Annotated in this window: 13 protein-coding genes, 1 tRNA gene and 2 pseudogenes; 4 read left to right on the forward strand and 12 right to left on the reverse strand. The window is 64.0% G+C overall.

Annotated features, from left to right (window positions below):
• The first annotated feature begins 82 nt into the window (after positions 1-82).
• Positions 83-837, forward strand: a pseudogene (locus RM2_RS15895) (nucleoside hydrolase).
• The gene (gene uriT, locus RM2_RS15900; protein ID WP_245813987.1) at positions 834-2,297 is read left to right on the forward strand and encodes a uridine transporter UriT; all 1,464 of its coding nucleotides are present in this window, start codon (positions 834-836) and stop codon (positions 2,295-2,297) included. The pseudogene RM2_RS15895 and the gene uriT overlap by 4 nt, the downstream one beginning before the upstream one ends.
• 62 nt (positions 2,298-2,359) lie before the next feature.
• On the opposite strand, the pseudogene RM2_RS15905 reads toward uriT, so the two are convergent.
• Positions 2,360-2,797 (reverse strand): annotated as a pseudogene (locus RM2_RS15905) (FadR/GntR family transcriptional regulator); the annotation flags it as partial.
• Positions 2,798-2,868: 71 nt separating this feature from the next.
• Positions 2,869-4,284: an MFS transporter gene (locus RM2_RS15910; protein ID WP_245813991.1), complete on the reverse strand. Its 1,416-nt coding sequence runs from the start codon at positions 4,282-4,284 to the stop codon at positions 2,869-2,871.
• 102 nt (positions 4,285-4,386) lie between these two features.
• Here RM2_RS15910 and RM2_RS15915 point away from each other — a divergent pair, with 102 nt between their 5' ends.
• Positions 4,387-4,767, forward strand: coding sequence for a MarR family transcriptional regulator (locus RM2_RS15915; RefSeq protein WP_072690529.1), 381 nt, complete (start codon positions 4,387-4,389; stop codon positions 4,765-4,767).
• Positions 4,768-4,884: 117 nt separating this feature from the next.
• On the opposite strand, the gene RM2_RS15920 is transcribed toward RM2_RS15915, so the two are convergent.
• The 9 genes from RM2_RS15920 to RM2_RS26140 all read right to left on the reverse strand — a co-directional run bounded on the left by RM2_RS15920 (position 4,885) and on the right by RM2_RS26140 (position 13,106).
• Positions 4,885-5,724, reverse strand: coding sequence for an alpha/beta hydrolase (locus tag RM2_RS15920; RefSeq protein ID WP_072690530.1), 840 nt, complete (start codon positions 5,722-5,724; stop codon positions 4,885-4,887).
• 70 nt (positions 5,725-5,794) lie between these two features.
• A complete protein-coding gene (locus RM2_RS15925) occupies positions 5,795-7,393 on the reverse strand; it encodes a phytoene desaturase family protein (protein WP_072690531.1) in 1,599 nt (532 codons plus the stop codon).
• Between the two features lie 180 nt (positions 7,394-7,573).
• Positions 7,574-7,650: transfer RNA gene (locus tag RM2_RS15930), tRNA-Met, on the reverse strand.
• A 61-nt stretch (positions 7,651-7,711) separates the two neighbouring features.
• Positions 7,712-8,350 carry an LON peptidase substrate-binding domain-containing protein gene (locus RM2_RS15935; RefSeq protein ID WP_072690532.1) on the reverse strand — a complete coding sequence of 213 codons (639 nt, stop codon included), beginning with the start codon at positions 8,348-8,350 and terminating at the stop codon, positions 7,712-7,714.
• A complete protein-coding gene (locus RM2_RS15940; protein ID WP_072690533.1) occupies positions 8,350-8,823 on the reverse strand; it encodes a DUF309 domain-containing protein in 474 nt (157 codons plus the stop codon). The genes RM2_RS15935 and RM2_RS15940 overlap by 1 nt, the downstream gene beginning before the upstream one ends.
• Before the next feature lie 235 nt (positions 8,824-9,058).
• Positions 9,059-9,832: a sulfite exporter TauE/SafE family protein gene (locus tag RM2_RS15945; RefSeq protein ID WP_072690534.1), complete on the reverse strand. Its 774-nt coding sequence runs from the start codon at positions 9,830-9,832 to the stop codon at positions 9,059-9,061.
• A 64-nt stretch (positions 9,833-9,896) separates the two neighbouring features.
• Complete coding sequence (locus tag RM2_RS15950) at positions 9,897-10,301, reverse strand: DUF302 domain-containing protein (protein ID WP_072690573.1); 405 nt, start codon at positions 10,299-10,301, stop codon at positions 9,897-9,899.
• Between the two features lie 241 nt (positions 10,302-10,542).
• A complete protein-coding gene (locus RM2_RS15955; protein ID WP_245813993.1) occupies positions 10,543-12,615 on the reverse strand; it encodes an MMPL family transporter in 2,073 nt (690 codons plus the stop codon).
• 320 nt (positions 12,616-12,935) lie between these two features.
• Positions 12,936-13,106, reverse strand: a complete 171-nt coding sequence (locus tag RM2_RS26140) for a DUF8730 family Cys-rich protein (protein ID WP_507762065.1) — start codon at positions 13,104-13,106, stop codon at positions 12,936-12,938.
• 351 nt (positions 13,107-13,457) lie between these two features.
• Between RM2_RS26140 and RM2_RS15960 the strand changes: the two genes are divergently transcribed.
• Entirely contained in the window at positions 13,458-14,807 is a 1,350-nt protein-coding gene (locus tag RM2_RS15960) for an MFS transporter (protein ID WP_245813994.1), read from the forward strand.
• Here the strand turns inward: RM2_RS15960 and RM2_RS15965 are convergent.
• Positions 14,789-16,141: an MFS transporter gene (locus RM2_RS15965; RefSeq protein ID WP_072690537.1), complete on the reverse strand. Its 1,353-nt coding sequence runs from the start codon at positions 16,139-16,141 to the stop codon at positions 14,789-14,791. The two genes, RM2_RS15960 and RM2_RS15965, sit on opposite strands and share 19 nt — an antisense overlap.
• Between the last annotated feature and the right edge of the window lie 26 nt (positions 16,142-16,167).

Genomic DNA, 16,167 nt, shown 5'->3' on the forward strand with positions numbered 1-16,167 from the left:
ACGCTCGTCAAGCGCTCAACGTGGCCATGATCGCGCGAGCCCTGCGGCAGCGGACGAATCAGTTCAACGATGCGGAGACAGCATGCCCCGAAAGGTCATCCATGACTGCGACCCGGGGCATGACAATGCCATCGCAATGCTTCTTGCCCACGGCAATCCCGATATCGAATTGCTGGCAGTGACTAACGTTGTCGGCAATCAGGCACTTCCGAAGGTGACTCGAAATGCTCTCGCCGTCGCCCGTGTCGCCGGGGTGCCGATAGCCGCCGGCTCGCCCCGCCCGCTCGCGCGGGCACTCGAGAACGCGCCCGAGATTCACGGCGAGTCGGGCCTGGAGGCCCCGTTCTTCCAGAGCCGACTCTGGACTTGGACTCCCGCCATGCCGTCGACCTCATCATCGATCTGGTCATGTCGCACGAACCCGGCGAGATTCCTCTCGTGCCCACGGCCGGCCTCACGAACATTGCACTCGCCGCCCGCAAAGAACCGCGGATCGTCGAGCGGATCGCGGCGCTCGGCACAGGGCCTGCACTCTTCGAGGTCGAGCTCCTCGAGTTCTTCGGAGAGACCTACCAGGAGGCCCAGGGTTTCGAATCCCCACCGGTACACGATTCGTGCGCGGTGGCGTACGTGATCGATCCGTCGATCGTGCTGACCGTTCGTGTCCCGATCGATATCGAACTCGCCGGCGCGCTCACACTCGGCATGACCGTCGCCGATTTCCGGCCGCCTGCCCCCGCTGACTGCACCACGTTCGCCTCCACGACCCTCGACCGTGAACAATTCGGGGACCTCGTCGTCGACGCGCTCGAGAACATCGGGAAAGTTACGCTGTGAACCGCACCGAAGTGAATTCGGGCGTGCGCATCGGCGCACTCATGACTGCGCTACTCGCGGCGTGCGTGGCATTCCAGCTGAACGCCAGCATGCTCAGCCCGGCTCTCGTCGGCATCGCCCGTGAACTGGACACCGATGACGCCACCGTCGACTTGTCACAGACGATGTTCTTCACCACCGCTGCGCTCTTCTCAGTCTTCCTCCCACGATTGAGTGACATCGTTGGTCGCAAGCGCGTACTCACCGCGATGCTTGCCGTCATGCTCGTCGGCACCGTCGTCGCCGCACTTGCAACGAACATCGAAATGCTGTTCGTCGGCCGCATCATCCAGGGCGTCTCCGGACCTGTCGTCCCCATCACCCTGCTGATGCTGCGTTCGGAGATTGCCGACCCGAAACGGTATGGCGCCATGATGGGCCTCGTTACCGCCGTCAACGGTGGCATCGCCGGCGTCGATGCGTTCGTCGGCGGCTGGCTCGTCACGAACCACGGATTCCGGTCTGTGTTCTGGATGATGGCCGCCGTGACCGCGGTCGCCGCGCTCTTCGTTCTCTGGTGGGCGCCGGACTCCCGTCCGTCGAAGGGCACCCGCATGGACTGGTGGGGTGTTCTCCCGTTGGTCGTCTCGATCGCAGCGCTGCTCACTGCCTTCAACGAGGCCGGGAATCTCTCGGCCGCGAACGGTCTCGTCGTCGCGGGTTGCGTGATCATCTCACTCGTCGCGTTCAGGATCTTCTGGGCAGTAGAGAACCGCGTTGCCGAGCCCCTCGTCACCACCGCCGTCCTGCGTCGGCGTAGTACATGGGCGCTGTCGATTACGACGTTGCTCACCTTGACCGGTGTCTTCGCGGTCGTGAACGGTCTTGTGGTGTCACTCGCGCAGAACGCTGATGCCGGGTTCGACATGGAGGCCGACGTCGCATCGCTTGCGTTCCTCACCCCGTATGCGATCGTCGGATGGATCGTAGGACCGTTCGCGGGCCGATTGGCTCCAACACTGGGTTACCTCAAGGTGCTGAGGACAGGGCTCGTCGGCAGTGTCGCGGCAACAGTCATCATGGCTCTCGTTGGTGTCCACTCGATGCCGGTTCTCATCGCTGCGACGGTGCTGATCGGCATCACGTACGCAGGCATCGGCAACATCATGCTCAACGGGCTTGGGATAGTGCTGTCCCCGAAAGAGAACCCGGGCTTCCTACCCGGACTCAACGCCGCTTCATTCAACCTCGGCGCCGGCCTGAGCTTCGTAATTCTGCCCGCGTTTCAGGTGATCGGATCCCCTGCAGGCAGCTCGTCGACCTCCGGCTACGCGATCGGCCTGCTGATCGGCGCAGGCATCACGGCCGCCGCCCTGGCGGTGTCCTTCCTCATTCCGAAGCCCGTGACCGCCGAAGTCGGCACAGCACCGGAAGACGGCCTCGACGGCGCGGATACAAATCCAATATTCACCGCCGGCTAAACGAGCGGCAGAGTGGTCGGTCATTGCCAATCACCCTGCCGCACCACCACTTTGTGCGCTAGCTAGCTCTCGTCCTGCATCTGCTTCACTGCCATGGCCGATTCGGTCACGATCGTGCGCATTGCAGTCTCGGCGGCTTCGGCGTCTCCCGCCCGGATGGACGAGGCCACCACCCCATGCAGGTGGACGGCCTCACCCTCGGCTACGTGGGGCATGAGTGAGTGGCGAGTTCTGCCTTCAAGTACTTCCGCCACGATCTGCGACATCGCGCGCAACAGAGGATTGCCTGAGGCGGTCAGCAGGGTGCGGTGAAAATCGGAATCGTGGGCGAGGTACGTCCGTGTGTCTGCAGCACGGGAGGTGGAGGCCATGCCGATGACGGCCGCCGTGAGCGCTCCACACTGCTCGGGTGTGGCGCGTTCGGCTGCGAGTCGGGCGGCGAGTGGTTCGACGCCGGAACGGAGTTCGCTGAGCTCCGACAGTTGCTCGAACCGCTGTGGACGCTCCCTACTGGACACGCAACTCCCGGCGGTCGGAGCACTGAGTTTTTGAACCGCGAAGGTTACAGAAACTACGAGGGGCTGATCGCCTTGCGCAGCATCGGTGCGACCGTGATCATCAGTCCCAGCAATGCGACTCCGGTCACGAGTATGAGGGCGGAGTGGAATTGGTGGAATCCGGCTCCGTCTGCACCGTCGGAACCAACAGCGACCAGCGCGGTGGTCAGGGCCAGCACGAGCGCCGCACCGACTTGTCCGGAGGTCTGCACTAGTCCTGACGCCAACCCTTGCTCGGAGTCGTCGACCCCCGCGGTTGCTTGCACCATGATCGAGGTGAATCCGAGCGCGAAACCGACGCCCAGGAGGATCACGCTCGGCAGGATGGTGACCGCATAGACGGGATGGTCGCTGCCGGAGAAGAGGAACCACAGATAGCCGATGCTGAATGAGGTCAGGGACGCGATGATCATGCGTGTGGTGCCGAAGGCGTCGATCAGGCGTCCGGCGAACGGCGATCCGAAGGCCACGATGACGCCGGTCGGGAGGAGTCCCAGCGCCATCTTCAGCGGCGACCACCCGAGCACCGACTGCAGGAAGATGGTCATCATGAACTGGAAGCTCAAGTAGGAACCGAACAGTGCCATGATGGCGAGGTTCGCCCGCATGATCGATCCGACCCGGAGGATGCTCAGACGCACCAACGGGTGAGCCGCGCGCTTCTCGGCGAAGAAGAAGGACGCCAGGAGGGCCGCAGCCAGCGCGAAGGAACCGAGAGTCAGTGGATCCGTCCAACCCCGATCCGGGGCCGACACCACTGTGTATACGGTGAGTAGCATTCCTGACACGAGCGTGGCGGCTCCCAGGATGTCGTGCCCGCCGTTGTCGGCTGGGCGGTCGCGAGGGATCAGGATTATGCCCGCCACCAGGGTCAGAACCGCGAATGGCACCGGCATCAGGAATGTCCAACGCCACCCGGCGCTGGTCAGCAGTCCGCCCAGGATCAGCCCGGACGAGTAACCGCTGGCTCCGAAGACCGAGAAGATCGACAGGGCCCGGTTGCGCGCGGGCCCCTCCCTGAAGGTGGTGGTGAGGATCGACATCGCAGTCGGCGCGGTGAATGCCGCGGCGAGTCCTTTCACGAATCGGCTTGCGATGAGCAACGTTCCGTTGTCGACAAAGCCGCCGACGAGTGAGGCGATTGCGAACACGGCCAGGGCGATGAGGAAGACCCGACGCCGGCCAAGGAGGTCGGCGGTGCGCCCACCCAACAGCAACAGGCCACCGTATCCGAGAACGTATCCGTTGACGATCCATTGCAACGAGGTGGTCGACAGCCCTAGTTCGGACCCAATGGAGGGCAGAGCGACGCCGACCATCGATACGTCGAGACCGTCGAGGAACAGCACCACGCACAGCACGGCCAGAACGCCCCAGAGGCGGGGAGTCCAGGTATGGCCGGTCGACGGCGCGGTGTCAGCGATAATCACAAAAGCCAACATAAGTGCGCGTTCAACCAGTACGCAAGCATCAATCCCGGATGCAATTATTGCACTTTGCATCATTTTCGAACGCGAGCTACCCTGCGGAGCATGAGCTCAGACGCAGACCTGCGTGCCATGTGGCGACGGCTGGCGAGCAGATACAACGAGATCGCGTGCGAGTTGGACCGTGAGATGCAACACGCTCACGGACTGAGCATGAGCGACTTCGAGACGCCCGACCGCCTGATGGATGCCACCGGCGCGCGGCCTCGCATGCAGGATCTGGCGGCCGAGATGTATCTCAGCGCCAGTGCATTGTCCCGAAGCGTGGCTCGACTCGACAAAGCCGGACTGGTTGCTCGCTCACTCTGTGAGGCCGACAGGCGGGGTGTGTACGTGGAAGTCACCGACGCCGGACGTGTAGTGCACGCCGACGCCAGGAAGGTTCAGACCGGCATACTTGCCGAACGGCTCTCGAGCGCAACCTGATCAGTCACATCCGTGATATAGGAGACCCTGTCGCCGTGATGCCGGGGACGCTGTCGCGTCGTGATGCCGGAGCGTTCCTGCGTTCCATCCCCAGAGTCTTGGGAACATCGCACCGAGTCAGCCCGGCACGCGGGGGCGTAGCCACTTGACCAGATCGTCGAGAACCTGCTCATTCTCGGGCTCGTTGAACACCTCGTGGTAAAGGTTGTCGTAGATCTCGACGGTGAGGTCCTCCGAACCGGCATACTCGGCGATCATTTCGGTGCCGTGGACGCTCACGAGCCCGTCCTCCCGACCGTGCTGGACTAGCAGGGGCAGGGTCAACGATGGCAGTCGCTCGGGTAACCGCTCGGCGGCGAGGATCATTCCCCGTGCGATACCCGCGGGGACCTTCCCGTGGTGGACGAGAGGATCCTCTTCGTAAGCCTTCACGACGGCGGGATCGCGGGAAACCAGCTTCGCGTCGAGTGATTTTACGGGCACTCCGGGCAAGAAGCGGCCCACAAGTTTGCCGATCTCGATCACGATGCGCGAGGTTTCGTTCGTCACGTCTACCGTTGGGCCGGACAGCATGAGGGCCTTCAGGTCTTGCTGATGGTCCAGCGCGTAGGTCAGCGCGATTGCGCCGCCCATACTGTGCCCGAGCAGGAATCGGTCGACGTTTGGCCAGTCCGTCGACGCGATGCCGAACAACTGGTGCAGATCGTCGGTGAAATCGGACCAATTCTTCAGGTGTACCCGCTTGCCGCCCGACCGTCCGTGACCACGGTGGTCAGGTGCATAGATCGCAAGGTCGAGTTCTCCGAGTCGCTCGACCACATGGTCGTAGCGGCGGGCATGTTCACCCAGGCCGTGGCAAAGAACCAGCACGCCACGCGGACGCCGCACCGGGAGCCACACGTCGTAGACGATGGGAACTCCCCCGACACCGGTGAAGGATGATTCTCGATGTTGCATGACGCCCTTTCGTGGTCCGACTTCGACGAATCAGATCATTGCACGACGAGGAGTCCTGGCAGAGGAGGAATTAGGGGATTGGCCCTTTCGACAGCAGATCCATGACGGCACTCGATGCGCGCCGCCGCAGCCATCCGCGCGGTCCGTGCTCGCCGAGCGCGGCACGGGCGGCGTTGAGTCCCGATGCCCCGTGGACTCCTCCACCCGGATGCGCCGACGCACTCCCCAGGTACAGGCCGCGGATCGGAGTTTCTGACCGCGACATGCCGGGTCCGGGCCGGAAGATCAGTTGCTGATGAAGTTGCGCCGTGCCACCGTTGACCGCGCCTCCCACTAGATTCGCATCGGCCGCCTCGAGGTCGGAGGGGCGCTGGACGACTCGCCCGACCATCCGATCCATGAAACCCGGCGCGTGCGCCTCGAGGACGTCGTCCACGCGGCTCGCCAGCAGGTCGGCGGACGAGTCGTCGGTGATGCCGCGTGGTAGGTGCGTGTATGCCCAGGCGCTTTCGGTACCCCTCGGTGAGCGCGAGGGGTCCGACGTGGTCATCTGGCCGAAGAGTAGGAACGGTGAAGTCGGGATGGTGCCGGTGGTGAGGTCGGCCATCCAGCGCACGAGTCCGTTGCTGTCGGCGCCCAGGTGGACAGTGCCGGCGCCGCTCAGGCTGGGCGAACGCCACGGGATCGTCTGCGACAAAGCGTAATTGACCTTCAGGACGGGGGTATCCCACTCGAAGTGCTCGAGGTCGGCTCGCACGCGGGCAGGAACGGCGTCGCTCGGGAGCAGCGACCCGTACAGCGCGGGCGCCGAGACGTCGGCGATCACGGCGCGACCAGCGGCGTAGCGGATGCCCGACGCAGTCCTGACACCCACCGCGCGACCCGACCGAACCTCGATCCCGGTGACGGCGTCGCCGTAGTGGAACTGAGCACCCGAATATTCGGCCCTACGTACCATCGCGGCAGACAACTCCCCCGCTCCTCCCACCGGCACCGGATACCCGCCGTCCTGGGCGAGCATCGTGAGGAGGTAGCCCATGACGCCGCTGCCCGGCGCATCCGGCGGGATATCGGCATGCATCGCGTTGCCCAGCAATAAGAGTCGGGCGTCCTCGCCGCGGAACAACTCGTGGCCCATCCGCCGCGCGGGGAGGAGTAGGAACCTCGCCAGACGCAGTGCGTCGCCCGTGCCGAGTTGCCGCAAAAGACGACTCGGACCGCGGACGGGAGGGAAGGGGCTGAAGAGCGTATTCAGCAGAGGTTCCTTGATGTCGTACCACCGCTCGACGAGCGCCGACCACGCATCACCGTCGCCCGGCTGGCGTCGTTCGAGGTCCGCGGCCGTGTCCGCGGGTTCTGGGTGGATCACCGGCGCGTCCTCGTCGGTGGCAGAACGGGCGTGTCCGAGTGCGCTGGGCGCGCGAGTCCACCGAAGGCCGTGTGACTCGAGTTCGAGACCGCGGAGGGCGGGCGACACTACAGACAGAGGGTAGAAGGCACTGAACAGGTCCGAGGTGTAGCCGGGGACAAGTTCTGCAGACCTCACCGCGCCGCCGGGTGTCGGTTGCGCCTCGACCACCGCGACATCCCACCCCGCATCGGCCAGGGTCGCCGCTGCGACGAGGCCATTGGGGCCGGACCCGATGACTACGGCGTCGACGTTGTTCACTCGTCCAGGCTGGCAGAATCAACTACCGGCCCGCCAGGTCTTCGGGGATGTTGGTGCAACAGTGTTGCTGGAACAGTGTTGCTGGAACAGTGTTGCTGGAACAGTGTTGCTGGAACAGTGTTGCTGGAACAACGCAAAAGCGACTCCGGAGAATCGAACTCTCCGGAGTCGCTGTCGCTATGGTAGCGGGGACAGGATTTGAACCTGCGACCTCTGGGTTATGAGCCCAGCGAGCTACCGAGCTGCTCCACCCCGCGTTGCGTTCACAACAGTACACCCTTCCCCGGTCGCCCTTGACCACCCGGCGAGAGGGATAGCTCACATCAGCCGGAACTGGACCATCTCGATGGCGTTCTCGATTGCCTCGGAGACCTCCGGCAGTCGTTCGTCGGCACCTGCGGCGGCGAGGACCCGGAGGCGGTCGGCGTCGCCCATCGGAATGTAGGTGGCAATCTCGTACAGCCTCGTGCCGAGAGAACCCCGGAAGCCTCTTATGGCGGGGACGTCGGGTGAAACGTTGCCGGTTTCGGCTGCGAATCGACGGAGCAGCCCGTACAAGAATTCGAGTCTCTCTATGAGAGAAGAGAATTCGTAGTCCGCAGTCTGGGTTCCGGTGTTCTCGTCCGGCCACGGGACGACCTCGGCGATCGGATAAGGGTTGTCAGGTAACCACCTCGACACCTTGATGCGTTCCTGGGTGCGGCAGAACAGTTCGTACCGACCGTCACCGATCGCGACGTGGGATTCGATTCGGGCCATGGTGCCGATGTCATGGCGGGCGTCGCCGCCGCCGACTTCTGTGCCGCGCGAGATGAGAACGACCCCGAATAGAGGGCCGCCGGGAGCATCGAGGCAGTCGCGGACAAGTTCTCGGTAGCGGGGCTCGAAGACGTGGAGCGGAAGTTGCTGACCGGGGAGCATTGCTGAGCCCAGAGGGAACATGGGCAGCAGGGGCATCAGGGGATTCTCAATCGGGGTACCGGCGTCGCGGGCAGCGGGTCGATGCGGTCGATCTCGTCCGTGAGGTGTTCGGACCATGTCAGTAGGCCGGAGATGTCCAGGCCGTGTGGCGCCGCCATTTCGTAGTGCCGGATCCGGTCGTGGCCCTGGCGCAAAAGCGAGCGCGCGCCGGTCTTGTTGCCGCGCATCAGATGGGTGAGACCTACGGCGAGTTGGGCGAGTCCCTGCCACAGTTCCCGTTCGTCCTCCGGGGCGCTCTTCCACGTACCTTCGAGGATTTCGTGCGCATGGAAGGGCATTCCGTGGTCGAGAAGCCGCTGGGCCTCGGTGATCGCCTCGTCGGGTTGCAGGCGCAGGTCGTCCGGGATCCGCGCAACTCCCTCGGCGTCGTGAGGCAGGGGACGGCCGAGTACGTCGCGGGGACGTGCGTTGAGGGGTTTACCCGTCCCGTTCCTGTCCCGATCGGCCATACGACAAGGGTAACGCTCAAGTGCGTTTTGTACTTCCGGCGTGCGCTCGACCCCGCGCCGCCCGCGCCGCCCGCGCCTGCACCAGGTCCTCTGCCGATACCGCCGTGACCACCGTTTGCGCTTGTGCCGCTGTCCGTGTCGGGCCTGACTCGCTCTGCGTCGACGCGGCCGACTTCGGTGTGCTGACGCTGGTAGACCTGGGTGTGCGGTTCGGCGCCCGTATAGCGGGGGAGTGCTATCGAATGAAGATCACTTCGACGAGGACATAGGCCGCCACGGTGAAGATTAGGTAGGCGAACCACTTCTGCAGTCGGGCGGCGTCGACGTTCTTCCCGTAGCGGGCTGCCACGAGCGATCCACCGATGGCGGTCGCCGTGAACACGGCGACGACACCCCAGTCGAGGCTGAGATTGCCGAGGTAGGCGAGGAGTCCGGATCCGGAGTTGGCGGTGACGATCACCAGTGAGGTGCCTACCGCCACGGACATCTCGATGCCGAGCAGCATAACGAGGGCCGGGATGATGAGAAACCCGCCGCCCACGCCGAAGAGTCCGGTCAAGAATCCGACGCCGAGACCAGCCGGGATGGCTCGGGAGGTGCACCGACGCCAGTTAACCGTGTATCCCTCTGCTCGGCAGGCAGTTCCGGTTTTCTCCGTGCTCGAGAGCATTCGGACTCCCGATGCGATCATCACTATCGCGAATCCGGCGAGGGTCACCGAGGGGGGGAGAAGTCGGTTCAATGCACTCCCGGCGAATGCGGCCAGGAATCCGGTGACGGCAAACACGCCTGCGATTTGCCACTGGACTCGGTGGGCCCGGATCTTGGGGATGCTACCGAACAGGGATGCGATACCGACCACCAGAAGGGACATCGGCACTGCTTGCGCGAGTGGGATTCCGAGCCCGTAGACGAGACCGGGAACGGCGAGGATCGACCCGCCGCCGCCGAGGAGGCCGAGCAGAATTCCGATGACGGCACCCAGCACCACGGAGGCGAGAATCGTCATGAATATCTCCTATCGGTCTCGAGTCGTGTGGAGTTACCGGCTTCCCTGCCCGGTTGCGGAGTTCTCAGGGCTGAGAGGCAAGGGTGTCGATGGCGGCCTGCAGGCGTGTCCCGGCGTCCTTGGCGACTGCTTCGAGTTCTGGTTCGCCGGTGAAGTTCACCATCAACTGCGGATTCATCGCTTCGACCAGGACGGCGCCTTCAGCGTTCGAGTCCTCGCGCACGATGACGTTACAGGGCAGGAGTAGCCCGATCTGACGGTTCACTTCCACGGCTCGATGCGCGAGCGGCGGATTGCAGGCGCCGAGAATCAGGTAGCGTTCCATGTCCTCTCCGAGCTTGGCCTTCAGGGTTGCCTGCATATCGATTTCGGTGAGCACCCCGAATCCTTGTTCTTTCAATGCGGTTCGGGTTCGTTCGACTGCGTCGGTGAACGAGGTTTCCAGTGTCGTCGACAGTGCCAGTTTCATTGGGTGGGTCTCCATTTCGGTCGAATGGGATGGAAATGTCAGGGTGATTTCGAGGTGGTCAGTGAGGTGCGATAGCTCACCCGCTGCAGGCCGGCGCGCGGCGCAACCTGTTGAGGACAAGTGCGACGCTCTCTTCGTTTCCGACCATGGTCGTTCCCTTCAGTGAATCTGACCTGCTCTATAATACCCTATGGGGTATGTGCGGTGGGTGTGTGTTTGCCTACCGCACATACGTATTGGGTCATCCGTGAGAGAAGCTGATGTTCGGCAGCACACGCCGCAACCAGGCCGGGGACCACCAGGCGGCGTGACCGGTCAGTCGCAGCAGCACCGGCAGCAGCACGAGCCGGATGAGCACCGCGTCGAGCAAGACCGCGACACCGAGGATGATGCCCATCTCCTTCGGCGGGAGCGGGTCAGCAAGGGCGAAGGTGAAGAACACCGCCACCATCACCGCGGCGGCGGCGGCGATCACCCGACCCGAGTGCGCGAGCCCCATGACATGCGCGACCTTCGGGTCGCCTGACTCCTCGTAGTGCTCCTTCGCGGTGGCGAGCAGGAATACGGTGTAGTCCATCGCAATGGCGAAGATCATCGCGAAGAAGAACACCGGCCCCCAGCCGTCGAGGAATCCCTGCGGGGTGAAGCCGAGCAGGCCTGCCCCGTGCCCGTCCTGGAAGATCAGCTTCGCCACCCCGAACGCAGCGGCGGTCGAGAGCAGGCTGACCACGGTGCCCAGGATCGCGATCAACGGCGCCTGCAGGGCCACCAGTAACAGGATGAACCCGAGCGTCAGGATGATGCCGATGATCACGGGCAGGTAGTCGTTGAGCGCCTGCTGCAGGTCGAGGTTCTCCGCGGGTGCGCCTCCGACCAGTGCCTGCGAGGGCAGGTCGGCACGCAGTCGGTCGAGAATCGAGCCCATCGCACTGTCGGAGGGGTCGACGTTCGGGACGGCCTGAAGCATGACGTAGTCGGAGCCGTCCAAGGCAGGCGTCGGCGGGGTGACCATCGCGATGCCCTCGGTCGACTTCGCCGCGGCGGCAGTCGCCTCGGCTTCGGATGTGGGGGCAACGATCTGGAGCATGCCGGGTGCGCCCTCGCCCATCTGGGCCTGGACCAGTTCGTAGCCCTGGCGGACCGGGGCGTCCGTCGGCACGACCTCGATGGAGGGCATCGCGACCTTGAGCCCGAGCACCGGGATCGACAGCGCGACCAGTACCAGGAGCGAACCTATTGCGAACGGCCATGGGTGCTTGTGCAGCAGGTTGCCCCAGGCATGGAATCCGGGGGACCGGTGTTGCTGTCGCTTCGCATACGGGAGCGAGCCGGCGTTGACCTTCCGTCCGAGCTTGCCCAGCACGGCCGGGAGCAGCGTCAGCGTGGCGGCGAGGACGAACGTCACCGCGAGCATGATTCCGACGGCCATGGTCCGCACCGCGGGGGCGGGGACCAGCAGTACCGCGGAAAGGCTCACCAGCACGGTCAGGCCCGAGAGTGCGACGGCCTTGCCCGCGGTGTCCATGGTCTCGGCGACCGCGGAGCGGGGGTCGCCGCTCTTGGACAGTGAATCCCGGAACCGCGCGACGATGAACAGGGCGTAGTCGATGCCCAGTGCCAGGGCGAACATCATCGCGAAGTTCATTGCCCACACCGAGATCGGCGTGACGGTGTTGAGCAGCACCAGTCCGCCGGCCGACGCGACCAGCCCCGCGAGGGTGAGCAGCAGCGGCAGGCCCGCGGCCACGAGAGAACCGAAGGCCAGCACCATGATCGCCATGGTCAGCGGCCAGGAGAACATCTCCGCCTTGATCATCGCGTCGTGATTGGCCTTGTTGAAGTCGCTCCACAGCGCGGAGGCGCCGGTCGGGTAGACCTCGACCACGTCCCCCGACAGCGCGGACAGCTCACCCTTGAGGTCGTCGACCGCCTTGACCATCTCGTCCGTGCTTGCGTTCGCGCCTGCAATCAGGATGCCGGTGTGCCCGTCCGGGCTGATCGACATCCCGGGCTGCGGTGCAATCACCTCACCGAACCGGTCGTCCCCTTGGAAGACGGCGGTGGCCTCGGTGAGTACCTGCTGTACCGCCGGGTCCGTGATGGGCTTGGTATCCGAGTGCACAACCACCTGCACCGCAGCGGAGGAGTTTCCGCCAAAATGCTCCTGGGCGAGTTCGCGCACCCGCACCGACTCCGAACCGTTGGCCTGCCAGCCGGCGCCAGCCAGCGAGTTGAAGACGCTTGGAGCAGCCGCACCGAGGGCAACCAGCACGATCAGCCAGACGCCTAGCACCCATTTCGAATTCGTCGCCATGACAGCACCCATGCGCGCCAGCGCGCCACCCTGCGCCGGAGACTGGGATCCATCCGGCTTCGTCGCTGTCGTCGACAGCCGATCGCCGATCGCCGGTGTCGATTCTCCTTACGGTCATCTGCAAAACTCCTTATACGGGTAGGGGTATATACGCGGGCGCAATACGCCCGGTAGATGCGAGAGATCACCCACGTACGGTCGGCACTGGGGCCGTCAATCCTTCGCGCTGCGCGGCGAACCAGTGCACCCCGTCTGCGGGCGATGAAGGAGAGGCGAGCCATCGCCCCTTTCTTGTCGCGTGCAGCTCGCCGGCGGCGGGATCAGCGGCCGAAAAACCAGCTGAAGATCCCAGACTTGCCGGCTGGGTCGGGGTCTTCCTTGCAGGTGCAGCGACCGGACGCGGGAACCGACTTCATGACGCTCTCGACGTGCGCTCCGCAGCCTCCCCAGGTCGCCTTCTTGCAGCTCGAGCAGGTAACGGGATAACACATAGGGTCCTCCTGTAGGTGGGATACAGCGACGACAATACCCTATGGGGTATACATAGGGTGGGTGTGAATGGTCACGTGAATGTTGATCTGTCCTTGCGTTTCAGTTTTCACCGGCACGGGTCGGGCCAACGACGGTCCAGCGGGCGCCGCGGATCGGTGCATGCATGCTCCGAGTAACTCTTGCGAGGTCCCGGTCTCAGCGACTGCCGCCCGCAATGGGATGCCCAACTGGATCTTGCGCATGACGTTTTCACTAATGTGGGACATATCCTCGGGGGAACGGCAGAAGAGCGGTTACTGATGACTGACCTCCAGAGTCCCGCTCGGGGAATCCCGACGATCGCAGCTCGGATGGACCGTCTGCCAATCACGCGGCACCATCGGTGGCTGACGGTAGTGATCGGGCTCGGACTGTTCTTCGACATCTACGAAATCTTCTTGGCCGGGGTGCTCGGTAGCGTGTTGAGCGAGGAATTCCATCTGAGTGCCTCGCTCCTGCCGCTACTGCTGTCGTCAGCATTTCTGGGCATGTTTATCGGTGCGTTGACCCTTGGGCGCCTCGCGGACCTGCTCGGACGCCGCCGCGCGTTCCTGTTGAGCCTCGGTATCTACTCGGTGTTTTCCTTGCTGGCCGCGTTCAGTGCCGGTCCCGTAATGCTGTTGGTCACCCGGTTCTTGGCCGGCATCGGGATCGGCGCAGAGCCCCCGGTATCGGACACGTATCTCGGTGATCTGTTGCCGCCCGAAAACCGAGGGCGTTATACCGCGTGGGCCTACACGCTGTCGTTCTGCGGTGTGCCGGCAGCGGGATTCCTCGCCCACTGGCTGGTACCCATTGCACCCTTCGGCTTCTCGGGGTGGCGGTGGATGTTTCTCGTCGGAGCACTGGGCGCGGTGATCGTGTTCGGGCTGCGCACGGCGCTTCCGGAGTCACCGCGCTGGCTGGAAGCGGTTGGGCGCACCGACGAGGCCGATGCGGTGGTGCGCCGCTTCGAGGTACAGGCCCTCGCGGAGGGCAATGTTCTACCGCGACCCGACGCCAGGCCGGTTGTCGCTGCATCGGAGACCGCGGCGCTGCGGAACCTGTTCGTGCGACCCTACTTCCGGCGAACACTGATGATGTCGGTGTTCCATGTGCTGCAGGCCTGGGGCTACTATGGGTTCGGAACCCTGGTGCCTCTTGTGTTGGTGGCGAAAGGTTTTCCGGTCGTGCAGTCACTGTTGTTCAGCGCCGTGACCTTTATCGGCTACCCGGTGGGGTCAGCGTTGTCGATCCCCATCGTCGAGCGGATCGAGCGCAAGTTCCTGGTGATGGGTTCCGGGATCGCGATGGCAGTTTTCGGGCTGGCCTTCGGTTACGCGAGCACCACCTGGGTGATCCTGTTGTTCGGGTTTCTCTACACGGCGATCAGCAACCTGTTCTCCAACTCGTCCCACATCTACCAGGCCGAGATCTTTCCTACCCAACTGCGCGGCACTGCTACCAGTGGCACCTACTCGCTGTCCCGGCTCTCCAGTGCGGCGATGCCGTTCGTACTGGTGCCGCTGCTGCATCACGCCGGGGCTGGGATTGTATTCGCGGTGGTCGCCGGCGCCATGATCGCCATGGTTCTGGATATCGGCCTGCTCGGCCCGCGCACCACCGGCCGTGCGCTCGAATCGGTCAATTCCATCCCGGCCGCTCAGGCGGCGAGTTGTTGACTTGGGGGACGGTGGCGGATCGTCAGTGTTGCCAACGCGCTCATCAGGCAGCACGCAGCGACGATGGGGAAGATGTAACTCGTCTTGCCGGTTACGTCCATGACGTACCCGGTGATCGGTGCTGCGGCACCGGCGAAGAGATAGGCGAAGAAGTTCACTACGCCGATCGCGGTCCCGGCGACCTTCGTGCCGGAGATGTCGACGGTGAGGGCCCAAAATGAGGATTGTGGGCCGTAGACGAAGAATCCGGTGAGGAAGAGGACGATCATTCCGGTTGTGAGGCCGAGGGGGGCGGCGTACATCGTTATCGATGCGGCGGCCCCGATGACGGTGAACAAGATGATGGGCCGGTCGCGTCTGGAACCGAACACCCGATCCGATATCTCGCCGTTGGCCAAGGCGCCCACCGCCATGCCGGTCGGAAGTGCGACGGAGGTCCAAATAGGGCTGACGGCGCCGTCGTCCTGGCCTCCAGTCGCAGTGAGGAAATACACGGGCACCCAGGTCAGAAGGCCGTAACGGGCCGCGTTCAAGAATCCGATGGCAATCCCCGTCGACCAGATCCTGGGGTTAGACAGGACGTGGGTGTATCGGGACAGCGACGATTCCTCGGCGGGTGGGCCTTCGGTGGTGTCTGGTTCGCGGGTGTCGGATTTCGTGACGGCGTGCTCGAAAGCCAATTCCTCGGTGAAGTGTTTGGGCGGGATGATCTTCGCGCTCTCTGGAGATTCCCGGGACACCAGGAAGAAGACGATCCCGCCGACGAGCATGAGCAGCACGGGAATGCGGAAGATCCATTCCCAGTCCAAGTGGAGGACGTCGACGATGATGGTGGAGGTGAGGTAGGCGATCACCGAGGCCACCCCACCGGCGAATGTGTAGAAACCGAAACTTCGGCCCCGCTCGCTTGGTGGCCACCAGTTCGAGATGACCCGCCCGCCTGCGGTCCACCCCATCGCCTGGGCGTAGCCGTTGGCCGCCCACGCCGCACCCAGGCTCAACGGGCCGATCGCGAAACTGGTCACCCAGTTCAAGATGGTGGACAAGACCGTCCCGGCGGCCATCACCCGCCGACCACCGATCTTGTCGACGATGTTTCCGTTGATTATCTGCCCGATCGCGTACGTCCACAGCAAGAGCCCGCTGATCCCGCCCAGCACTTCCTTGCTCAGGCCCAACTCGGCCTCGATTCCGGGAATCGCGAACCCGAACGTTTGCCGACCGGTGTAGAAGAAGGCGTAGCAGAACATGGTCGCAACCAACATGCGCCACTGCAGCTTGCGGAACTTCTGATCGGGCACCGGATCGGCGGTGTGTGAATCGTTGACGGTCATGTGCGTCGCTACCTAGGTCTCAGAGG

Source organism: Rhodococcus marinonascens NBRC 14363 (assembly GCF_001894885.1).
Classification (GTDB): domain Bacteria; phylum Actinomycetota; class Actinomycetes; order Mycobacteriales; family Mycobacteriaceae; genus Rhodococcus_F; species Rhodococcus_F marinonascens.